At 49.2% G+C, this 21,270-nt stretch carries 18 protein-coding genes and 2 tRNA genes; 9 read left to right on the forward strand and 11 right to left on the reverse strand.

What is annotated here, in order from left to right; translation table 11 throughout:
• Window positions 1–2: 2 nt before the first annotated feature.
• From QL223_RS24055 to QL223_RS24075, 5 genes are all read right to left on the reverse strand, one after another.
• Window positions 3–78: transfer RNA gene (locus QL223_RS24055), tRNA-Gly, on the reverse strand.
• Between the two features lie 4 nt (window positions 79–82).
• Window positions 83–156, reverse strand: a tRNA-Cys gene (locus tag QL223_RS24060).
• 157 nt (window positions 157–313) lie between these two features.
• Window positions 314–922, reverse strand: coding sequence for an alpha-ketoglutarate-dependent dioxygenase AlkB (locus QL223_RS24065; protein WP_281546196.1), 609 nt, complete (start codon window positions 920–922; stop codon window positions 314–316).
• Between the two features lie 88 nt (window positions 923–1,010).
• Complete coding sequence (locus QL223_RS24070) at window positions 1,011–1,619, reverse strand: 2OG-Fe(II) oxygenase (protein ID WP_281546180.1); 609 nt, start codon at window positions 1,617–1,619, stop codon at window positions 1,011–1,013.
• A gap of 114 nt (window positions 1,620–1,733) precedes the next feature.
• Window positions 1,734–3,017 carry an FAD-binding oxidoreductase gene (locus QL223_RS24075; protein ID WP_281546181.1) on the reverse strand — a complete coding sequence of 428 codons (1,284 nt, stop codon included), beginning with the start codon at window positions 3,015–3,017 and terminating at the stop codon, window positions 1,734–1,736.
• A 402-nt stretch (window positions 3,018–3,419) separates the two neighbouring features.
• On the opposite strand from QL223_RS24075, the gene QL223_RS24080 reads away from it, so the two are divergent.
• Entirely contained in the window at window positions 3,420–4,463 is a 1,044-nt protein-coding gene (locus QL223_RS24080) for a spermidine/putrescine ABC transporter substrate-binding protein (protein WP_281546182.1), read from the forward strand.
• A 63-nt stretch (window positions 4,464–4,526) separates the two neighbouring features.
• Here QL223_RS24080 and QL223_RS24085 read toward each other — a convergent pair whose 3' ends face one another.
• Window positions 4,527–5,258 (reverse strand): sulfite exporter TauE/SafE family protein, encoded by a 732-nt coding sequence (locus QL223_RS24085; RefSeq protein ID WP_281546183.1) that lies wholly within the window; start codon window positions 5,256–5,258, stop codon window positions 4,527–4,529.
• Window positions 5,259–5,403: 145 nt separating this feature from the next.
• Between QL223_RS24085 and ltaE the strand changes: the two genes are divergently transcribed.
• The 4 genes from ltaE to QL223_RS24105 all read left to right on the forward strand — a co-directional run bounded on the left by ltaE (window position 5,404) and on the right by QL223_RS24105 (window position 10,824).
• Entirely contained in the window at window positions 5,404–6,414 is a 1,011-nt protein-coding gene (gene ltaE, locus QL223_RS24090) for a low-specificity L-threonine aldolase (protein ID WP_281546184.1), read from the forward strand.
• A gap of 69 nt (window positions 6,415–6,483) precedes the next feature.
• Window positions 6,484–7,407 (forward strand): DUF808 domain-containing protein, encoded by a 924-nt coding sequence (locus QL223_RS24095; RefSeq protein ID WP_281546185.1) that lies wholly within the window; start codon window positions 6,484–6,486, stop codon window positions 7,405–7,407.
• A gap of 94 nt (window positions 7,408–7,501) precedes the next feature.
• On the forward strand, window positions 7,502–8,269 hold the full coding sequence (locus QL223_RS24100) for a 3-hydroxybutyrate dehydrogenase (RefSeq protein ID WP_002539325.1): 768 nt from the start codon (window positions 7,502–7,504) through the stop codon (window positions 8,267–8,269).
• 179 nt (window positions 8,270–8,448) lie between these two features.
• Window positions 8,449–10,824 (forward strand): ATP-binding protein, encoded by a 2,376-nt coding sequence (locus QL223_RS24105; RefSeq protein ID WP_002539324.1) that lies wholly within the window; start codon window positions 8,449–8,451, stop codon window positions 10,822–10,824.
• An 88-nt stretch (window positions 10,825–10,912) separates the two neighbouring features.
• On the opposite strand, the gene QL223_RS24110 is transcribed toward QL223_RS24105, so the two are convergent.
• The 3 genes from QL223_RS24110 to QL223_RS24120 form a co-directional block, all read right to left on the reverse strand.
• Window positions 10,913–12,298 carry a TRAP transporter large permease subunit gene (locus tag QL223_RS24110; protein ID WP_002539323.1) on the reverse strand — a complete coding sequence of 462 codons (1,386 nt, stop codon included), beginning with the start codon at window positions 12,296–12,298 and terminating at the stop codon, window positions 10,913–10,915.
• Complete coding sequence (locus QL223_RS24115; protein WP_002539322.1) at window positions 12,285–12,827, reverse strand: TRAP transporter small permease subunit; 543 nt, start codon at window positions 12,825–12,827, stop codon at window positions 12,285–12,287. The genes QL223_RS24110 and QL223_RS24115 overlap by 14 nt, the downstream gene beginning before the upstream one ends.
• A 70-nt stretch (window positions 12,828–12,897) precedes the next feature.
• On the reverse strand, window positions 12,898–13,953 hold the full coding sequence (locus tag QL223_RS24120) for a TRAP transporter substrate-binding protein (RefSeq protein WP_002539321.1): 1,056 nt from the start codon (window positions 13,951–13,953) through the stop codon (window positions 12,898–12,900).
• Between the two features lie 232 nt (window positions 13,954–14,185).
• Here QL223_RS24120 and QL223_RS24125 point away from each other — a divergent pair, with 232 nt between their 5' ends.
• From QL223_RS24125 to QL223_RS24140, 4 genes are all read left to right on the forward strand, one after another.
• Window positions 14,186–15,556 (forward strand): cache domain-containing protein, encoded by a 1,371-nt coding sequence (locus QL223_RS24125; protein WP_002539320.1) that lies wholly within the window; start codon window positions 14,186–14,188, stop codon window positions 15,554–15,556.
• Between the two features lie 301 nt (window positions 15,557–15,857).
• On the forward strand, window positions 15,858–16,508 hold the full coding sequence (locus QL223_RS24130; RefSeq protein ID WP_002539317.1) for a response regulator transcription factor: 651 nt from the start codon (window positions 15,858–15,860) through the stop codon (window positions 16,506–16,508).
• A gap of 182 nt (window positions 16,509–16,690) precedes the next feature.
• Window positions 16,691–17,380 carry a hypothetical protein gene (locus QL223_RS24135; protein ID WP_281546186.1) on the forward strand — a complete coding sequence of 230 codons (690 nt, stop codon included), beginning with the start codon at window positions 16,691–16,693 and terminating at the stop codon, window positions 17,378–17,380.
• Window positions 17,381–17,412: 32 nt separating this feature from the next.
• Entirely contained in the window at window positions 17,413–18,153 is a 741-nt protein-coding gene (locus QL223_RS24140; protein ID WP_002539314.1) for an SDR family oxidoreductase, read from the forward strand.
• A 64-nt stretch (window positions 18,154–18,217) separates the two neighbouring features.
• On the opposite strand, the gene QL223_RS24145 is transcribed toward QL223_RS24140, so the two are convergent.
• Together QL223_RS24145 and QL223_RS24150 are read right to left on the reverse strand one after the other, a co-directional pair.
• Window positions 18,218–20,305 carry a VIT and VWA domain-containing protein gene (locus QL223_RS24145; protein WP_281546187.1) on the reverse strand — a complete coding sequence of 696 codons (2,088 nt, stop codon included), beginning with the start codon at window positions 20,303–20,305 and terminating at the stop codon, window positions 18,218–18,220.
• Window positions 20,306–20,425: 120 nt separating this feature from the next.
• The gene (locus QL223_RS24150; protein WP_281546188.1) at window positions 20,426–21,190 is read right to left on the reverse strand and encodes a helix-turn-helix transcriptional regulator; all 765 of its coding nucleotides are present in this window, start codon (window positions 21,188–21,190) and stop codon (window positions 20,426–20,428) included.
• Window positions 21,191–21,270 lie beyond the last annotated feature (80 nt).

Here is a 21,270-nt window from a genome sequence, read left to right on the forward strand (position 1 = left end):
ATTGGAGCGACACACGAGGTTCGAACTCGTGACCTCAACCTTGGCAAGGTTGCGCTCTACCAGCTGAGCTAGTGTCGCATCATGGAGGCGCGTCCCGGAGTCGAACCGAGGTCCACGGATTTGCAATCCGCTGCATAGCCACTCTGCCAACGCGCCTTCGTTTGTTCCGCTTCAGTAAGTTGCCTTCCTCTGCGGTACGGTGCGCATTCTACGGATTCACGTGATCTAGTCAACACTAATTTTGAAAAAAAAGTTCGTTCGCTCAATTTCACGGCAAAGTCGATATAAATCGACCATATCGAGCCTTTTTTGGTCAGGATTTCGCTAAGAAGTTAATATTCCGAAAAGTGAGGTTGATTCTCGGCCCCCTCAGTTTTGCGGTTTTCGGCACTGCATGCTGCCAATAAGTTTGGGTTTTGCCCGCCATAATCAGCAGAGAACCAGAACCTAATTCAAATTCGCGTTTTTCTCCAGTTTGAAGATGCCGAAGAACAAAGCGTCGGGTTTCACCAAAACTAAGCGAAGCGATACTTGGCTCGGTACCTAGCTCCGTTTCATTGTCCTGATGCCACCCCATGTAATCTTGTCCATCACGATAAAGGTTCGCGAGCACAGAATTGTAAGCCACACCAGACGTTTGCTCACATTGCAACTTCAAGGAAAGTAATGATTCAGGCATACGTGCGGCCCTCAGGTGAAGCCCTGAATATGAGTAGGCGTCGCCAAACCACGCCTGCATTCGAGGTTGCAGCACTTCACGGCCAAACATTTTGATGGGAAGCTGCTCCCAAGGAAGAGATTGGGAGAGATGGTGAAAAATATCAGAAGCGATATTGGTGGGAATAAACTCAGGTTCCCAGAACAGTTTCCCGTCTGGAATGTCTATCCATCCTGTTTGCTGAAAAAGATCGCCCTGAAACATCTCACCGCCACTATTACCTGTGTGAGATGAAGATACCGTTTTACCTCCCAACAATCGAGAGAGATAAAACGGCATTACGAAACAATTTCTATCGAGATGGGTCGACGCGGTTGCCGCGCATGCCGTTCACTCGGAACCAGCCAGCAATGCTGTAACGCTCTCGGTTGGTCGGCAATACCTCATGAGGAAATTCTTCCGATAGGAACACCAGTAAACGTCCTGCTTTTGGCCAGAGGGTATTGAGATGATTATCGTTGATATCATAAATCACAATCTCGCCACCATCTTGATCCGCCCACTCATCATTGAGGTACATCACCGTGGTTAAACGGCGGTTGGAACGGCCTTCGAAAGTATCGAGGTGTTTTTGATAGAAATCGCCGATGTCGTAACGCGCGAAGTGCGCTTCATACTCGAACAAACCCAAAAAGAAGTGGCGGTTGACGTCGTTCTTTATCGCTTCCATTCGAGAGAGAAAATCGTCCGAGGCAGGATGCTTTCCGCGTTCCAGCCAGGAAATCTTGTCACTACGGATTTGTTTGTTGGTATGGTGCTGCAGGTGTCGTCCGATGCCAGCAGGTTTCATGCTTTCAGGAATGGCATCACGAAGTTGTTCTACTTCTTCAGCATTCAGGAAATCATCCCACACGTACCAACCTTGGGTATGAAGTGCGTCTAATAACTTATCTGTGTTCATTGTCAGCACCTCTAAATACAGGGGGTAGCGAATCTACCCCTTGTGCTAGTGCTGCTTCAAATCACAGATTTTATGGAAAGGATTTAAAAATCTAATCGTGAGATGGATGTGCCATTAGTTCGCCAGAGCGTCTTCCATTTGGGCTTTCCAGATCGCCATCGCGAGCGCAGGTTTACGCAGCACTTTCGGCGTTGGGATCCAGCCATGATCGATACGTGAGAAAACGTCAAAGCGCCCCGCCTGCCCTGCCATTGCTTCAGCAACAACGCGGCCTGCAATATTGGTCAAACCAACGCCATGACCAGTGTAGCCATGGGCTGTATAGATATCGTTACCCAAATGCGAGATTTCCGGCATGTAGCTGCGGGTCACCGCAAACAGACCACCCCAGTGATATTCCATCTTCACGTCACCCAGCTGTGGGAACACTTTCAGCATACGTTGACGCAGACGCTCCTGACTGTCTGAATACTCGCCATTGAACGGATGGTTCACACCGCCGAACAGAATGCGTCCGTCAGCAGTCGGGCGAAAATAATCCAGACAGTTATTCAGATCAGACATCGCCATCTTGTTAGTGATTGGCTGACGATCGCCAAGCTGCTCAGTCACAGCAATGTAAGAAGCCACAGGCAGCACTTTTGATTGCGCCTTGCGATGTAGGCCATCAAGGTATGCGTTACAAGCCAACAGAACCTGTTTTGCTTTCACGCTGCCCTTTGCAGTTTTTACCGTGTTAAACCCTGCGCCTTTTTCCAGTTTGACCACCGGGCTGTTTTCATAGATTTCCGCGCCAACTGAAATAGCCGCTTGCGCCAAACCCAGCGTGTAGTTCAGGGTGTGAACGTGACCACTGTTTGGGTCGAATAAGCCGCCCAAGTAACGACGGGTGTTCGCTACCTGCTCAATCTTGTCAGTGTCCCACCACTCGGCAACCGGATAGTTGTAACGACCATGCTTCAGCTCATGCCAGGACTTCAGTTCTTTCTCCTGACCTTTATTCAACGCCAGCTCGATGTAACCTTCCTGGAAGTCACAATCGATGTTGAACTCGCTGATGCGTTCACGAATGATATCGATAGATTCAACGGACAAATCCCAAAGCTGCTTACCCCATTCTGGGCCGTACTCTTCGTCAACTTCGCGAAGACCCAGACAGTAACCCACCAGCGCCTGACCACCATTACGACCTGAGCCACCAAACGCGATGCGTTGGCCTTCCAACACCACTACGCTCATGCCCTTCTTACGAAGTTCAATCGCTGCGTTCGTGCCCGTTAAACCCGCGCCGATAATACAAACGTCCGCTTGTATATCACTGGTTAACTCTGGCTGTTCAGGCAAAACATTTGCCGTTGCTTGATAGTAGCTATCGATATACCCGTGTTCTTTCGCCATTTCGCGACTAAATCCTGCTAAAAGGGTTAATTAAAAAGACGGCGAATATTCGCACTAAGCCACACGGCAAGCAAGGGATTCTTACCCCCCCAATGAGTCTCAAGAATAACTGCGTTCGTTGATGCTGTGCGTGGTGCACAAAATGTTACCTTTTCAGAGGGATTCTCATTGACAGAGGGGACAAATGTTTTGATGATGCGCGTTCATTTTTCAGCTTGGTATTTACCCAAACTACCTCAAGGCGCTTTTTCAGCAAAAAGACTGGTTTCACAAGGGGTTCTGTGGTTCCGGAGTAAATGGTTCTACTCCACACGGCACTATAAGTGAAGCACGTAGGCGAGAGGAAGGATGTCTGCCTGTGCCTTAAGGTAGTTTGGGTATGCCACTTAAGGATAAAACCAAATGAACCAATATCTTAAAGGGGTGAAAGCGGCAAGCATCGCACTTACCGCAACAGTTTCTTTCAACGTTTCTGCAAACAATGAAGTACTGAATATCTACAACTGGGCCGAGTACATGCCAATGGGTGTGATTAAGGCGTTTGAGAAGGAGTACGATGTTTCAGTTAACTATTCAACGTTTGAAAACAATGAATCCATGTATACCAAGCTGAAGTTGCTTGATGGAAAAGGCTATGACCTTGCGTTTGCATCGACATACTTTATCCAGCGCATGAGCGACGAAGGCATGTTGGCGAAAATCGATAAATCGAAAATCCCACATGTTAAGGACATTATTCCTGGTCTGATGGGTCAACCATTCGACAAAAACAATGACTACTCCCTGCCCTATATCTGGGGCGTGACGGCTATCAGTTACAACGGTGATATCGTTGATGGCAGCAATGTGACTAAATGGGCTGATCTGTGGAACGACGAGTTCGCAGGCCAAATCATGCTGCTCGACGACGTGCGCGATGTTTTCGGCATGGCACTGAAAGCCAAAGGCTACAGCATCAACACCACCAACGAAGACGAGATCAAAGAAGCGTATGAGATGCTGAAAGATCTGCGTCCAAATGTCGTGGTTTACAACTCAGATGCGCCGCACGTACCGTTTGTGACGGGTGAAGTCGGTATCGGTCAACAGTGGAACGGTAACGCCTACCTGGCACAAGCTGAGATGGAAAACATCGAGTTTGTTTACCCAGATGAAGGTTCAATCCTGTGGATGGATAACTTCATCATTCCAAAGGGCGCTGAGAAGGTCGACCTGGCACATAAGTTCATCGACTTCCTGTACCGCCCTGAAAACCAAGCAGCAATGGTCGAAGAGCTGGGTTACCCAGCACCAAGCAAGCGTGCGAAAGAAAAACTGTCTGCGGAATACACCGAGAACAACGTGATTTTCCCATCAGACGAAGATGTTGAAAAAGGCGAATTCACCAACGATGTGGGTGAAGCTGTCAGCATCTACAACCGTTACTGGCAACTGCTAAAAAGCTAATTCGCTTTTCGTGAAATAAGAAAGCCGCGGTCATTGCCGCGGCTTTCTGCTTTGTTACTGTGTTCAATTCGATTTGAAAAACAGCATATGTGCAGCACTTAGCGAAATCGCTCCCCGGACAATCATTTTCAGTTGTTCTGGCGAGATACGGGCAAAGAATTTATAGCCAAAGAACATACCAATGAACAGAGCAGGTAAGCCAACTGCGCTCCCCTGTAACGTCTCCGCATTGACTAAGCCCAAGTACACCAAGCCCACCAGCTTCATAATATTTAGTGTCATGAAGGCCCAAACACGGGTTGCCACATAAGCAGACTTCTCCATTTTCTGTTCAAGAAGAAACAATCCCATCAACGGCCCTGCCGCGTTGGCTAACACCCCAACAAAACCACATAGCATCCCAGCTACACTTGCTGCGTAACGGTTGGTAAAAATAGGAAGCGGACGATAGTCCAACCAAATCGAAAGCCCCAGCAGCGCGAAAATAAGCACCCCCAGTACTGTCATAAAGGTTCGCGCGTCAATGTTACCAAGCACAACGGTGCCTAATGCCACACCGACTGCACCAAAAGGGATTAGTCTTGCTAAAACAGACCAATTAATGTTCTTACGATAAGTCAGGACGGCGATGAAGTCGGTAAGTAGGTATAGCGGGACAATGACACCTAACGCCTCTGGACCCGGGAAAGCGAGCATCATCAACGGGAGAATAACCAGCCCTAATCCACCAACGGAGAATTTGGAAAAACCCGTGACCAGACAAGCTAAAGAGATGAACAGCCAAGACCATTCCATGGGCATAATTTCCTTGTTTTACCGTCGCCCATTCCGTGGCTCAAGATATAGACGAGTGGGATGATTCCAATGTTTTGTAATTACTTTTTCTTCAATCAGGAGTAATCTGCTTACTCGATCATAGTTGTAATCAGGACAGATAAGAATGATTGATTTTCGCTCAGACACAGTGACACAGCCGGATCAAAAAATGCGCGAAGCCATGGCTAATGCGCCCGTGGGTGATGACGTATATGGTGACGACCCAACGGTCAATGAACTGGAGCAGTGGGCTGCTGAGCGCCACGGTTTTGAGGCAGCGGTATTTACCTCATCAGGCACCCAAGCAAACTTGCTGGGTATTCTGGCACATTGTGACCGTGGTGACGAATATTTGTGCGGTCAACAAGCGCACAATTACAAGTATGAGGCAGGCGGCGCAGCAGTGCTTGGCTCAGTACAACCTCAACCCATCGAAAACAACAAAGACGGAACCCTGTGCTTTGAAAAGCTTGCGGCAGCGGTTAAACCGGATGACTCTCATTTTGCGCGCACCAAGCTCCTCAGCTTAGAAAATACTATCGGCGGGAAAGTTCTGCCTTTGGAATACCTGGCGAGAGCCCGGGATTTCGTGAATCAACATAATCTGAAACTTCACCTGGACGGCGCGCGCGTATACAACGCATCGGTAGCGCTCGGCGTAGACATCAAAGAAATCAGCCAGCACTTCGACTCCATGACCATTTGTTTGTCAAAAGGTCTGGGTGCACCAATTGGCTCGCTGTTATTGGGCGATGCTGACTACATTCAGCGTGCACGTCGACTGCGTAAAATGGTCGGTGGTGGCATGCGTCAGGCTGGTATTTTGGCAGCCGCGGGTAAGATTGCCCTGACTGAAAATGTCGAACGTCTCAAAGATGATCACGACAACGCCCGTTATCTGTCTGAAAATCTCGGTGCGATTCCGGGATTCAATACCTTCATCTACCCGGTTCAAACCAACATTGTTTACGCTGACGTTGCAACGCATATCGACATTCACGCGATTGCTTCGGCGTTGAAAGAACAGGGGATTCTGTTCTCGCCTTCTCACAAGGCGATGCGATTTGTGACTCACAAAGACGTGACAAAATCTGACATAGATACGCTGCTCGCAGCCATAGAAAAACAGCTCTAAGCGTTTTTGAATTAACGAAGAAAGAGGCGGTTTTCCGCCTCTTTTTGTATAGATAAAAGAGGAATGACCATGGCAGGAGCCAGCCTTCTTACACTGCTTGATGACATTGCCACGATTCTGGATGACGTCTCCGTCATGAGTAAAATCGCCGCGAAGAAAACTGCCGGTGTATTGGGAGATGATCTTGCCCTGAATGCCGAACAAGTTTCCGGTGTGAAAGCCGACAGGGAGTTACCCGTCGTCTGGGCCGTTGCCAAAGGGTCTTTCCTCAACAAACTCATACTCGTTCCGGCGGCCCTCGCTATCAGTGCTATTGCACCTTGGCTGATCACCCCCCTTCTTATGCTCGGCGGTCTTTTCCTTTGTTACGAAGGTGCTGAGAAAGTACTGCATACCTTCTTTCACAAAAAAGAAAACCACCCTGCCGGTGAAGCGCAGGACTTCAATACCGCTACGCTGGACGCCGCAGAATACGAAGCGCAAAAGATAAAAGGCGCGATCCGAACTGACTTTATCCTCTCTGCTGAAATCATTGTCATCACGCTAGGTGTCGTGTCAGAAGCCACCTTCCTCACTCAGGTTGTCACCTTGTTTGGCATCGCGTTTTTGATGACGATAGGCGTTTATGGTTTGGTCGCGGTGATTGTCAAAATCGATGATGCCGGACTTTATCTCAGCCAGAAAGCAGGCAGTATCAAACAAGCCGTAGGCCGCGGTCTTCTCTCTTTTGCGCCCTACCTGATGAAAGGGCTGTCAATCGTCGGCACCGTCGCCATGTTTTTGGTGGGCGGCGGTATTCTCACCCACGGCGTACATGTGCTTTCGGAACTCATTACTGACGCCGCACAAGAGACTGCGCTGATACCGACCGTCGGCACTGTAGTATCCGCGCTGGTGCCAACACTACTCAATGGTTTGATTGGATTGGTTGCAGGGCTGATTATCGTTGGACTTTTCAGTGTTGCCAGCAAATTAAAACCATCTAAATCCTGAGATTAAACACCGCAATTGCGTACTACTACGGATTGCCTGAATTTTTAACTACCCTTAACGTTGGATAAACCAGCCAACGTTAGGGAGAACGGAAATGACGGCAAAACATGTATTTATTACCGGTGGTGCAAGTGGAATTGGCTTTGGCATGGCGCAGGGTTTTGCGCAGGCGGGTCACAAGATCACCCTTTCAGATATCAATGCAGAAGCGCTGGATAACGCCGTCAGTAAATTGAAAAGCCAATTCGATGTGGATGTTCGGGGCGTAGAACTGGATGTCACTAACTCCGAACAATTGACCTCTGCGCCTTCTCGTGTTGATGCCCCTGTCGATGTTCTCGTTAACAATGCAGGCATACAATTTGTCTCTGCCCTCGAGCAATTCCCCGAGGACAAATGGCGTCTTATCATCGACATTTTGCTATGCGGCCCAGCCATGCTGACCAAAGCCTTTCTCCCTTCCATGTACGAACGCAACTTTGGGCGAATCATCAATGTTGGCTCCATTCACAGCCTTGTCGCCTCGCCGTATAAGTCCGCCTACGTGTCAGCGAAACATGGCTTGCTGGGCTTTTCCAAGACCATCGCGCTGGAAAGTGCAGAGCATGATGTCACCATCAACACACTTTGCCCTTCCTACGTAAAAACACCGCTGGTGGAAAATCAAATCACGGCACAGGCGCAGAATCACGGCATCACGGAAGAAGAAGTGATCAACACGATTATGCTTAAACCGATGCCCAAAAAAGCTTTCATTGATCTGAGTGAACTGGCCGAAACCGCCCTTTTTCTCTGCTCTCCTGCTGCGAAGAACATCACGGCACAGGCCATTACCATCGACGGCGGTTGGACAGCACACTGATTCCTCGCTCCCAAAAGCTGAACCATATCGACTACTTTTTGCGCACTTGTTCACCATAAACCAGTGAATAAAGTGCGCCAGTCCACATTGCCAACACGTCTGCGATTCTTTAGCTCAAAATCAGTAAGTTAACGGCGCTACACTGAGTTTTATGAGAAACACAGTGAAAGGAGAGCGCTATGCCACATCAGCCATTAACCAGTGACATGCTCTATCGCACTTCACAACTGACCAAACTCGACGTTTCATCTACCAAGCATCTTGAACCACTCGAAGAGATCGTGGGGCAGGATCGCGCTCGTCAGGCCGTTGAGTTTGCGATGTCAATCAAGGAAAAAGGCTACAACATTTACGCAGTCGGCCAGAACGGTCTTGGCAAGCGCACCATGGTGATGCGCTATCTCAGCCGCCATTGGCAATATACCCATCCGGTTTATGACTGGTGTTATGTCGCCAACTTCCAGGACTCCCGCGTACCGAAAGTGCTGCAAATGCCAGCTGGCCGCGGTCTCAAGCTGAAAAAAGATCTTGAGAAAATGATGGGACGTCTGGGGAAATCCCTGCAGCTCGCCTTTGACAACGAAATGTATTACTCCCGCGCTGATGCACTCAAAAACCGCCTGACAGAGATGCAGGAAGGTGCCTTGGGAGAGCTCAGTCAGGAAGCCAAACTGCAGAGTGTGAGTCTTTCCATCACCACCTCTGGCGACTATCAGTTCATTGCCCTGAATGGCGAAGAGCCGCACACCGAAGAAACCTTCGACGCTCTTTCTCAGAAAGAACAGGAGCATTTCGATCAGGCCATTCGCGATTTGGAAATCCAGCTCCGCGGATTGGTGCGTAAGCTGACCGAATGGGAAGAAACCTACGCTGAGAAACAGCAAAAGCTGGATGAAGAAATTGCTACCGAAGCCATTTCCCATCACATGGTGAAGCTGATCGAGTCCTATTCTGACCTGCCTCAGGTGAAGAAATACCTGAAAGAAATGCAGGGCGATGTGCTGGAAAACCTCGATATCTTCCTGCAGGAAAGCGAAGAGCAAGCCGCCCTCGCCTATGCCGCGCTGGATAAGAAATTGCCGCGTCGCTATCAGGTTAATGTGTTGGTCGCGCAGGAAGAAGAAGTGCCACCGGTGATCGTGGAAGATAGCCCGACGTACCACAATATTTTCGGCTACGTAGAAAACGCCACCTACAAAGGCACGGTGTTCACTGACTTCTCGCTGATCCGCCCGGGCAGCATCCATCGCGCAAACGGTGGTGTGCTGCTGATTGATGCGGTGAAAGTTCTTGAGCGCCCTTACGTTTGGGACGGATTGAAGCGCGCACTGAGCTCGCGTAAAGCTTCGCTGAGTTCACTCGAACGCGAAGTCACTCTCAGCGGCACTATCTCGCTTGAGCCAGAGCCAGTTCCATTGGATGTGAAAATCATCCTGTTTGGTGACTATCACACCTACAAACTGCTGCAACACTATGATGCAGAGTTCAGCGAGCTGTTCAGGGTAACCGCCGATTTCGAAGATGACATGCCGCGCAATGAAGATAGCGAAATGAAGTACGCCATGTTCATTTCCAGTATTTGTCATGACAACAATCTGCTGCATTGCGACCCAGGTGCCATTGGCCGGATCATTGAGCACAGCAGCCGTCAGTCCGGCGATCAGGATAAGCTTTCCCTGCACTCTGCTGACATTGCCAACCTGCTGCGTGAATCCAACTATCAGGCCAAAGTCAGCAATGCCAACATCATCCGTGCATCCCACGTCGAAAAGGCACTGGCGAGCCGCGATATGCGCGTTAGCCGATTGCGTGACCACGTGATGGAAGGCTTCACCACAGGCACCACGTTGATTGACACCAAAGGCAAAGCCGTCGGTCAGGTGAATGCATTGTCTGTGCTGGCAACCAACGACTTCAGCTTTGGAGCACCTAACAGAATCACTGCAACAACTTCGTTTGGTGATGGTGCGGTGCTGGATATCGAGCGCAGCGTTGAGCTGGGTGGCAGTATTCACTCAAAAGGTGTGATGATTCTGACTGCCTACCTGTCATCTTTGCTTGGTAAGCAAGCAAAAATCCCACTGACCACACGCATTACGTTCGAGCAGTCTTACGGTGGAGTAGATGGCGATAGCGCTTCTATGGCGGAGTTCTGTGCCATTGTGTCTGCAATTTCAGGTGTACCGCTGCGTCAGGATTTGTCTATCACGGGTTCGATGAACCAGTTTGGCCAGGCTCAGCCGATTGGTGGTGTTAACGAGAAAATCGAAGGCTTCTTCGATGTTTGTACCATCAAGGGACCGAAATCGACGCAAGGGGTGATTATCCCGCGCTCTAACGTGCATAACCTGATGCTGCGTAAAGACATCATCCATGCTGTAGAAAAAGGGAAATTCCACATCTACGCGATTGATCATGTGAGCGAAGCCATCGAACTGTTCACCGGCATATCCGCAGGTAAGCCAGACAGCAAAGGCAAGTTCAAGCCGGATACTGTAATGCATAAAGCCGCGGAAAAGCTGGATGCACTCAGAAAGAAAAGTTCAAAAGCCTAATCGCATGAGATAATGAGTAAAAAGCCGACTGAAAAGTCGGCTTTTTCTTTGTGGCAAGGATTTGTTGAACTGTGTTGGTTAGCCCAGATTAACCATAAGCAATCGACGGTAGCCAGAGCACCAGGTTCGGCCAAAACACCAGCATCACCAAAGCCAGCAGCTGAAGGATAATGAAAGGAATCACACCCTTATAGATATCCATCAGTTTCACTTCCGGTGGACATACGCCTTTCAGGTAGAACAAAGCAAATCCGACGGGTGGCGTTAAGAAGCTCGTCTGCAACGCCATCGCTACCAGCATTACAAACCAAACCAACTCTGGATTATCCAGCCCCGGATAGTCACCAATGCTCAAATCCAATCCCAACACCACAGGTGCTAACAGCGGTAGCACAATCAGGGTAATTTCAATCCAGTCGAGGAAGAAACCCAGCAGGAAAATCACCAACAGAATGAAAGCCACAATGCCGTAAGGACCAAATGGCAAGGCTTCAAAGGCACTTTCGATAAACTCGTCGCCGCCAAGTTCACGCAACACTAATGCAAAACAGGTCGCACCAATAAATATCGCGAAGATATAAGCGGTGGTTTTGTAGCTGTCGAGCAGCACTTCTTTCAGCACCGCGAACGAGAAACGTTTGTAGTAAACCGCCAGCAAAATCGCACCGAATGCACCCACACCTGAAGCTTCCGTTGGTGTCGCTATCCCCGCAAAGATAGAGCCTAACACCACAATGATCAGCATGAAGGTTGGCACAATCGCTTTGGCTACATCTTTGATGACTGCCCAATCAACGCCTTTGGCATCTTCCGGTAACGGCAAGGAATCTGACTTCGCCACGCCCATGATCAACAGGTACACAATATAAATCGCGCCCAGCATCAAGCCCGGGAACATGGCACCCATAAAGAGATCGCCCACTGAAAGCCCCAGCTGATCCGCCATTATCACCAGCATGATAGAAGGCGGCAGTAAGATCCCGAGTGTGCCTGCAGAGGCGACGGTACCCAGTGCTAATGGAAGATTATAACCCTGCTTCATCATGGCAGGCAGAGACATGGTCGCCAGCAACACCACCGATGCACCGATAATCCCTGTCGACGCAGCGAGGATGATACCAATTGCCATCACGGTAATTGCCAAACCGCCATGTACGCGGCCAAACAGCGCCTGCATCGCATGCATCAAGCGATCCGCCACACCGGATTTATCCAGCATGTTCCCCATGAAAATGAACATCGGCAAGGCCACCAATATCCAGTTGTCCATGATTTTGTAGAGGCGGTTAACCACAAGCCCAAGGGTGGTGAAATCCAACCCTGTCCAAGTGTCGAGGTAGATATCGCTGTAATAGCCAATGAAGGCAAACGCCACGCCCACACCGCCCAATACCCATGCTACTGGAATACCGATAAACAGCAGCACAATAAAACTGCCGAACATCGCCAGAATAAGAATCTCATTCGCTTCCATGCGAACCTCCTTTTCTCAGGTAAGCCACAGCACGGAGCAATCGGGCAAGGCTGGCAAAAGCCAACAAAGCCGCACTAAATGGAATCGCAGATTTGATCAACCATCGCCAAGGCAAACCGGACGGCGCATTGGAACGCTCATTCACCCGCCAAGCTTCGTACACGAAATCGAGAGAGTGAATGAAGATGACGTACATAAACGGCCAGACGAAGAACAGCACAGTGATAATTTCTATCCAGGATTTTGTCTTCTGCGAAAAGCGGTGATAGAAAATATCGACCCGGACGTGCGTTCCGGTGATCTCGGCATAAGACAAACCAAACAACACGCCGATGGCATAGAGGTGCCACTGCAACTCTTCCAGCGCAATTTGGCCATTGTTGAAAACTTTTCGAAGCACTACCTGCGTGATGATTACCAGAACCAGAACCAAATAGCTCCAAGCCAGTGTGCGTCCGACAACCCGGACGACATGCTCAATGCTGTCTGCAAGTGGTGAAGCAGGGAGTGAGTGAGAAGGCTGGGTCATAACGAACTCCTACACCCATAGAAAAAGGAAAAGTGGGCAGCATCCTGCTGCCCAAAAACCACACAGCCTATTATTGACCGCGCGGCAGGAACCCTTTCGATTCCCAGATCTGGTAGTTCTTACGGAAGTCAGACATGTCAGCCCATACTTTTGCGAAGTAAGGATCTTTCTTCTGCTCTTCCACCACTTCCAGCCAGGTAGATTCAAACAAGTTCAGCATTTCTTCATTCCAGTAGCGGAGTTCAACACCCTGCTCCTGCGCTTTTTGCATGGCTTCAAACTGCATCGCTTCACCTTCGGCAATCGAGTTCGTCATTGAAGCCAGGCACAGTGTTTCAACAGCAGATTGCTGATCTTCGTCCATCTTGTTCCAGGTGTCTTTGTTGATCAGGAGTTCAAACATGGTGGCCTGCTGGTGCCAGCCTGGGAAGTAGTTGTATTTAACGATCTTGTGGAAGCCCAAACGCTGGTCGATAGCTGGCTGGGAGAACTCACTCGCGTCAATGGCACCTTTTTCCAGCGCACCGAAGATCTCGCCACCAGGAAGTTGAACCGTGCCGACACCAAGTTTCTCCATGACCTGACCACCGAGGCCAAAGAAGCGCATCGTCAGACCTTTCAAGTCTTCAGGCTTCTCGATAGGTTTTTTGAACCAACCTGATGTTTCAGGTGAAATGATCGCACAAGGCAAGACTTTCACGTTGTAGCCCGCCTCGTCATACATGCCTTGATACAGTTTCAGGCCGTTGCCGTAGAACATCCATGCCATGTATTCCGGTGCTTCAGGGCCAAAAGGCACAGCAGAGAACAAGGCCGCTGCCGGCATTTTCCCTTGCCAGTAGCCTGCGGTCGCGTACCCAGAATTTACTTTACCGCTGGATACCGCATCAAGAATTTCCAGTGGCGCCACCAGCTTACCCGGCTCGTAGACTTTCATTTTGATGGTGTTGCCTGACACAGGCTGAATGCGTTCGGAGACCCACTTAATTGGGGTGCCAAGCGCTGGTAAGTGAGTGCCGAAAGCAATAGGCGTTTTTAGCAATACTTTGTCAGCCAGCGCTGAGCCTGAAAAACAAAGTGTTGCTAAAGCGATTGCCTTAATAGGGGTCGAGATTGACGTTTTCATTGTCCACTCCTTGGTGCGCAGCTTCACTATTTAGGATGTATAAAAATGCTGCATGTAGGGTTGAGGTTTAGAGCACATTGACGCTGTTAAAAAGTTGTTACCATCTAGACTATGCCTGCAACAAATAAAAAAATATCAGGTAGAAAACGGACTTAGCGTCCATAGCATTGCGTAATCGCTGTACGTAGTTCTACGTAGCAAAGCGATTTTTTACGAAGCTAACGGAGTGATAGTGACAAAATTATCAGGCATGACGATGCCGATCAGGATGAAATTGCTGGTGCTGGCAATGCTTCCTTTGCTCTTGATGTTTGGTCTGATTATCGGGCTGGTAGTCATTCAGTCAGATAGTCTGTCTAAGAATCAGGCTAATCTCATTCGCTCGGAAACGCTGGCGTCCAAGAAACAAGAATTGCTGAAATACGTAGAACTCGCTCGCGCATCTATTTCTCCGGTTTATGATGCCGCTGGCGAAAATGATGAAGATGCTAAACAGCAAGTCATCGATATTTTGAATAACCTCACATACGGCGAGGATGGCTATTTCTTCGCATACACCTACGATGGCACTAACCTTGTGCTTCCCTATCAACCCGAACTCGTCGGCCAAAACATATGGGAAGTAGAAGACGCTCGAGGCTTTAAACTCCTTCAGGCACTGATCCACACTGCCCAACAAGGTGGTGGCTTTGTGGATTACTACTGGCACAAACCTTCCCGTAAAGAGCAAGTTAAAAAGCTCAGCTACGCCATTGGGCTCGATAAGTGGGGCTGGATGGTGGGAACCGGTGTGTATATCGATGACATCGAGATTCAGGTCGAATCTGTTCACAGCAAAATTGACGAAACCATCAGCAAAACCTTTATCGGTCTGGGGATTGCGTTGGTGATCACCATTGGCATCATGGCAAGCCTTGCCACCAGCATCCACATCAATGCCCGAGAACTGGCCGACCAAAAGCTGCAAGCTCTTAACCGTCAGTTGATTGAATCACAGGAAGAAGAACGCACCCGTGTCGCCAGGGAACTGCATGATGGTATTAACCAGATTCTGGTGTCAGTGAAATACCGCCTCGATAACATCAAAGAAGCCAGAACCGACAAAGAACGGGAAGAGAACATCGCATTAGGCCAATCGACTCTCAACGAAGCCGTTCGCGAGCTTCGTCGAATATCCAAAGACCTGCGCCCTGCATTGCTTGATGACTTGGGGCTATTGGTGGCATTGGAAGATCTCGCCAAAGAAGTCTCGCAGCGCTCTGGTATGACAGTGTTGTTTGAGCATCATCTGGACATGAGAAACGTGTCGAAATCGGCTGAAATCACCTTGTTCCGTGTTGCTCAGGAAGCGCTTCACAACGCAGAAAAACACGCCAAAGCGAAAGCGGTAGACATGATTTTACAGGAAGAAGAAGGTGAAATCGTGCTCACCGTCGCTGATGACGGCATCGGATTCGAAGAACATAGAGTGTCGAACACCAGCCAGTCGATGGGCTTAAAGAATATGAGAGAACGCATCGAGAACCTTGATGGCACCTTCTCTATCAGCAGCTTGCAAGACCAAGGAACGGAAGTGCGGGCCATTGTTCCGATTGCAGTCTAAAGCGGAATATTTCTAGGGGCTGTTGACCTTTGGTGATGATTTTTGCAGCAGTTTGTGGGGGTTTTGTGCAAGGCAGAGGCTTCGATGTGTAGCTAGCCTACATGAGAAGCCGATAACGCAGCAAAAATTCCCCACAAACGCTGCCCGAAGGGTTCTGCCTTAAGCGTTTTATGCTTTGTTGAGGTGTATTTGCTTAGAATAACTAGGCGGCACACACCTCGCCGCGCCTAAAACGCTTATGGCTAGAACAAAATTTAACCACCAAAGGCCAACAGCCCCTAAGAGTGACAAGGAGAAACTCATGACCACGTTATTACTTGCCGACGATCATGTCCTGCTGCAGGACGGATTGATGGAGCGCTTATCCAAGCAGCCCCAGTTCACCATTATTGGTGCCGCAAGTGATGGTGAATCCGCTATCGAGCAATCTTTGGCATTAAGACCGGACATCCTGCTCACCGATATCTCCATGCCAAAGAAAACAGGTCTTGAAGTCCTAAGTGAATTGCGGGAGAAAGCACCGGAAATCAAGGTTGTGATCCTCAGCATGCACAATAACAAAGAGTACATTGTCTCTGCCATGCGTGGCGGCGCTAAAGGTTATGTCCTGAAAGACGTCTCATCACAAGAGCTGGTACAGGCGCTCGACATCATTGCTGGCGGCGGTTCGTATTTCAGTGCAGGCGTTTCTGAAACGCTCATGGAAAGCATGAGCCAAATGGAAAACAGAGAACACGAAGACAACGTCCCTACCCCACGGGAAAAAGATGTGTTGGTGCTCATCGCCAATGGCGCTTGCAATAAAACCATCGCCCGAGAATTAAACATCAGTGTCCGCACTGTAGAAACCCACCGACTGCGGGTGAAGAAGAAGCTGGGCGTAACCTCAACGGCAGGCCTAGTGAAATACGCTATCGAGCAAGGCTGGGTCAAAGGAGAAACCGAGCATTAATCATTCAGGAAGCCAATCCAAGCAACCCTTGGAATAGGCACTCAAAATATCCGAGCCAGTTGCTAATAACGCGCGGATTCTTTGATGGTTTTTCCTCTCACTTTTTGACTAAAGCTAACGAATTTCCTGCCGAAAAAAGTAATCTATAGAAACTTATTGAACTGAATGATGGAGGGTTGTTAATGGACCAAGAACAATTCCCTATCCCTGAATATCCCAAACTCGGTTTCGAAGGGGTGTCGTTTCAGTCTCTTAATCAACAAGCGCCAAGTTATGTCACCACCGCAAAATGGTACGCGAGACTTATGATCTCTACGGCTTTTATGTTGTTTGCGGTGATCACGACCCTTTCCTGTTACTACTTCGGTCTCACCACCGACGTATTCTTCATCGCAACCCTGATTGGCACCCTGTTTATCTATATGGTTTCAATGCCAGTACTGACGAAGGCGTATGTCACGTCGGAACGGGTCATGAAGAAAATGAAGAGGAAGAAACGTCAGTTTTACCTGCGGTCGCTAGCGAATACCCCTATCAATGACCGCCTTGAGGTCGCCAATGGCATTTGGGATGCATTACGCAGTGAAGAGTGGTCATTGTGCGTCAGTTACGCGCACACGGCAGACCGCACAAGAACCGTTTATTGTTGCCAACAGATCGGAAAAATCGCCTCGGATTTGACCCATACAGCGCCAGATGTTTTTAGCGATGCTATGCTTAAAACAATGAATAATCAAAGAGGTAGCGTACGGTATTTCTTTGACATTCTCATCATGCTTGGCGAACAGCAGTTCCATGAAGAACATGAAGCGGAAAAACATGTTCGCACCACACAGCGGATAATGGTGGACGATATTTTCACGCACCGCTAGCCAGGCAACACCCACGCAGAACCGGAGCGCGCATGAAAATAGTCCTCGTCACTGGCGGCAGCAGCGGTATTGGTCTTCAAACAGTTCTTTCCTACCATCAGTCGGGCTACAAGGTTATTACCTGTTCCAGAAACGAAGAAAAATGGAATCAGGCACTGGCAAAGTATCCGGAACTCTCTGCGGTCGATTACCTGCCTTTAGATTTAAAAGACGTTCACCAAGTTGACCGGTTTTTCAGCTACATTCGCGAGAACTATGGCCATATTGATATCGCTGTTAACAACGCCTCTCCAGTGATTGAATCGCGTGGAGACTATGCCAGTCTGCCGATTGATTCACTCTACAGCACTATGATCAGCGATTATTGGGTGCCTGCGCTTTGCTTGCGTTACGAACTTCCTCTGATGCGGGAAGGTGCCTGCATCATCAATGTCAGTTCAGTGAACGGCATTCGCCCCACGCCAAATGCCGCCATGTATTCCGGCACCAAGCATGGCCTTGAAGGGATGACACGTTCTGTTGCGGTGGAGGCAATCCGCAAAGGGATTCGCGTCAACAGTGTCGCGCCGGGCGTCACCTGGACGCCTCGCTGGGAGCAAAAGCAGCAAGAAATGGGAACCTCTCTAAAAGAGACTGTCGAGAGTCAGGTGCCATGCCAGCGCTTTGCCGAACCTCAAGAAATTGCCGATGCGATCATCTGGCTAAGTTCAGACAAAGCGAAATACATTGTGGGACACACTCTGGTTATCGACGGCGGATTGAGCCTGACTTAAACGTCGAAGAACGAAATAAAGAGGCTGCACAATGCAGCCTCTTTTCGTTTCATTAGCTCTGCTTTTATTGGCTCGTTTTTCTTACCATCACCAAACGGCCGACACCTAACAGGACCATGCTCAACAAGACCAAGATGTTCATACTACCGCCACTGCTGCCACCGCCGGAATGGGTCGGTGCCGGTTGGGTAAACATGGGCTGATTATTATCCGCTCGGGTTGGTTCGACGGGTTTATTCTTTTTCACCTCACGGGCACTTTGCTCTTTGAGGACTCGCGTCTGGTTCTTACGTTCTATGCCCAGTTGTTGGAAGACCTCTTCTTCCACAACCAGCAGCGAGGTGTAATCAGTCAGCAAACCATATTCCAATGCGATATCTTCAATGGCCTGCTCTTTGTCACCGTCTTTTTGCTCCAGATAATCCATTTGTTCCTGCAAGTCTCGAATCGCTGAAAATGCCCACATTCTCTCAAGCTCAGGATGCACAGTTGCAGAATCAGGTAACTTCACTTTGGTGCGGTATTCGCGGGACTCACCGGCAATATCCATGGTGAGCTTGATATCAGCTTCACCGCCTTTGAAGTAATGACCAAACACTGTCAGTTGTTCCCCGCGATACAGGCTGCTGATTTGCTCCGGCGTCAGGTCTTTAATTTTTACCCCATCAATATCGAGTTGGATGTTTCGATACGCCTGATGCTTTAACTTACTGGTGATGTTCATCAAGTGGCCGATAATGTCATCCGCGTTAGATACTGACGTTGCCACGCCGTTCGACAACTTGGTCATCGGCACCAGCAACGGTGTGTTAGCGCTATTTCCCATGATGAAGGTAAACAGTCGCACATCGTGTTTCTCCATCAAATCGAAGAAACTGCGCTTTTCGGTCACACCTACGTTTGCCACCCCGTCGGTGACCAATACGATCCCGGTCGGACGATCGTCGTCCAGTTTACGGATTGCAGCCGACATGCCTTCATAGAGATTGGTGCCATTGCTTGGTTCAACCTGCTCAACGGACTGTAGTGCTTTGTTCACATTCGCAGGGTTAGCCGCCACAAAGCCACCAGTGAGATCATAGGTATTACTGTCAAACATCACGACGCGGAACCTGTCTTCAGACGGCAACTTCCCTAATCCCTGGCGGACACCTTCCACCAGTGTGGAATACTTGCCGGACATGGAGCCTGACTTATCCAGAACGAACACCCAATCACGTCCTTGCGTTACACGGGTCAGGTCGTCACCTGGCGTGAATGTCAGCTTCACAGTACCGCGTTTCGAGTTTTCTGGGTCGCGGTAGGCCACCATATCAACATGGCCGGGTAAACCATCCTGCAAGCGCCAGTAGAAAACCATATCCTGATCCAGTCGCATTGAAGTATTTACCGCTTGCTGTGTCTCCCCTTCTTGCACCGAATTGGCAATATGATTGCTGATATTTGCCTTCCACGTAGTGTGTTCACCATCCGCTTCTTGCGTGATCACCGCTGACGGATGCGCTGGCAACCGGACACCATCAACAGGATATGACGAACGCAGTGTCACATTGAACGAAAAGTCCTGCTCCACTTTGTCATTGCGCGTCCAAAAGCTGCTTTTGGCTTCATCCACACCCCCTTCTTCCAACGGATAAACATAGCGCCCGATACCGTGATCCAACAATGCGTCCTGCATATATACCAGCTTCACTTTTACACTCTGCTGAGGCTGCACCGGGTAGACCCTCATATCGAAGGTTCTGTATTCGTCTTTTTCCGTCAGCGCAGTGGCATTGCCTTGCGCTTTTTGGTCATCGTAAATCTTGCGGGCTTTCTCTTTAGAGACCGCTTCTGCAATCACCAGCGAACCGTTAATCCAATAGATAAACTCCCCAACTACCGCCTTTTGCGGCACAGGAAAGGAATACAGGGCTTCCAGCTCAACATTGTTTGGGTTGTAGAACGTCTGTTCTATCGAGGTGGTGGCGTAGCCATCCTGAATGGCAACATCAACATGGTGGGATTCAATTTGGAGATCTTGATATTGACTGTTGACGGGTTTAAGCAGCCCTGCAGCCAACACTTTTGATGAAAACGCTGCGACGAGCGCGGTGACAACAAACATGCCCCAGACGGCAATGCGTGAAATTAGTTTCGGTCGGTTCAGCATGATAGCCTCCTTTACCTTCTGTCATCGGAGAGTCGTTCTCCCGTTGCTCAGTAGGTTGCATGAAGGTATCGGTGCCACCAAGCATGGCAGGCAAAGTGGCAGATTGTGGTACGTGGGGTATTACCCCGCGCTACTTTTTCCTGAACCGTCTTCGTTTTCATATTCATCGAAAAGCGGAAATGTCCATCGGCGCATCGCAATCACCATGGAAGTACCATGGCGTTCCTGCATAGATAAATCACTGTCGCTGTTGCACGACTCATAGAACTCTTTCACCAAACGCTGAATGCGCTGCTGGAATTTGTAATTGGTCGGCAGAGACATCAATCCAGTAGACATCACCAGCTTTTCATCGTCTTTGGAAAAGTGAGTGCGGAAAAAGGTTTTAATCACCTGTTGCTGGAAGAACTGCTGAATCGGACCACCCGCAATCCAGGAGAAGGAGGGAGATATCTTAAGCTTGATGCGATTTCCCGGCATCAGCTCAATCACCTTGATGCGATCAAGGTGCGCCAGCTTTTGGATCAACTGAGGTTCGTTCAGGTTGTATTGGCTCAAGATCTGCTCGAAACGGTAACCATTGGTAATACAAACAGCCACCAGTAACAGGGCTTTGTCCGCCACTAGCTGCTCTTCCTGTTCCCAAGTCAGCGAAGAAAGGTTCTGGCTTTCCTCTTCCGCAAGTTTAAATAACGCGGTCATTTCTAAATCAATCAAATTGCACACCGCGGACAAACGTTCAAGGCTCATGCTGCCGCCGTTGGAAAAAAGACGTTTTACTGACCCTTCACTCAGGCCGAGCGCTTTGGCGACATCCTGATAGTTCACACCCCGTGATTTTAATTGTTTTTTAAGCGCTTGAATGACCTGATCACACTCTGACATTGTTTCCTCCTTGATGACTCAACAACGTTAAGCGGATTCAAGGTAAAAGCCAAGCGCATGTCCACTTGGGGGGGCAAAGA

This window comes from Grimontia sp. SpTr1, from assembly GCF_947387585.1.
Lineage (GTDB): Bacteria > Pseudomonadota > Gammaproteobacteria > Enterobacterales > Vibrionaceae > Enterovibrio > Enterovibrio indicus.

What these genes read in the sequence shown, in the direction of transcription:
- QL223_RS24105 (WP_002539324.1), top strand. Translation starts at nt 8,449, where the DNA reads ATGCCACATCAGCCATTAACCAGTGACATGCTCTATCGCACTTCACAA.
- QL223_RS24135 (WP_281546186.1), top strand. Translation starts at nt 16,691, where the DNA reads ATGGACCAAGAACAATTCCCTATCCCTGAATATCCCAAACTCGGTTTC.
- QL223_RS24070 (WP_281546180.1), bottom strand. Translation starts at nt 1,619, where the DNA reads ATGAACACAGATAAGTTATTAGACGCACTTCATACCCAAGGTTGGTAC.
- QL223_RS24150 (WP_281546188.1), bottom strand. Translation starts at nt 21,190, where the DNA reads ATGTCAGAGTGTGATCAGGTCATTCAAGCGCTTAAAAAACAATTAAAA.
- QL223_RS24095 (WP_281546185.1), top strand. Translation starts at nt 6,484, where the DNA reads ATGGCAGGAGCCAGCCTTCTTACACTGCTTGATGACATTGCCACGATT.
- QL223_RS24075 (WP_281546181.1), bottom strand. Translation starts at nt 3,017, where the DNA reads ATGGCGAAAGAACACGGGTATATCGATAGCTACTATCAAGCAACGGCA.
- QL223_RS24080 (WP_281546182.1), top strand. Translation starts at nt 3,420, where the DNA reads ATGAACCAATATCTTAAAGGGGTGAAAGCGGCAAGCATCGCACTTACC.
- QL223_RS24115 (WP_002539322.1), bottom strand. Translation starts at nt 12,827, where the DNA reads ATGACCCAGCCTTCTCACTCACTCCCTGCTTCACCACTTGCAGACAGC.
- ltaE (WP_281546184.1), top strand. Translation starts at nt 5,404, where the DNA reads ATGATTGATTTTCGCTCAGACACAGTGACACAGCCGGATCAAAAAATG.
- QL223_RS24140 (WP_002539314.1), top strand. Translation starts at nt 17,413, where the DNA reads ATGAAAATAGTCCTCGTCACTGGCGGCAGCAGCGGTATTGGTCTTCAA.
- QL223_RS24100 (WP_002539325.1), top strand. Translation starts at nt 7,502, where the DNA reads ATGACGGCAAAACATGTATTTATTACCGGTGGTGCAAGTGGAATTGGC.
- QL223_RS24110 (WP_002539323.1), bottom strand. Translation starts at nt 12,298, where the DNA reads ATGGAAGCGAATGAGATTCTTATTCTGGCGATGTTCGGCAGTTTTATT.
- QL223_RS24130 (WP_002539317.1), top strand. Translation starts at nt 15,858, where the DNA reads ATGACCACGTTATTACTTGCCGACGATCATGTCCTGCTGCAGGACGGA.
- QL223_RS24065 (WP_281546196.1), bottom strand. Translation starts at nt 922, where the DNA reads ATGTTTCAGGGCGATCTTTTTCAGCAAACAGGATGGATAGACATTCCA.
- QL223_RS24145 (WP_281546187.1), bottom strand. Translation starts at nt 20,305, where the DNA reads ATGCTGAACCGACCGAAACTAATTTCACGCATTGCCGTCTGGGGCATG.
- QL223_RS24120 (WP_002539321.1), bottom strand. Translation starts at nt 13,953, where the DNA reads ATGAAAACGTCAATCTCGACCCCTATTAAGGCAATCGCTTTAGCAACA.
- QL223_RS24085 (WP_281546183.1), bottom strand. Translation starts at nt 5,258, where the DNA reads ATGGAATGGTCTTGGCTGTTCATCTCTTTAGCTTGTCTGGTCACGGGT.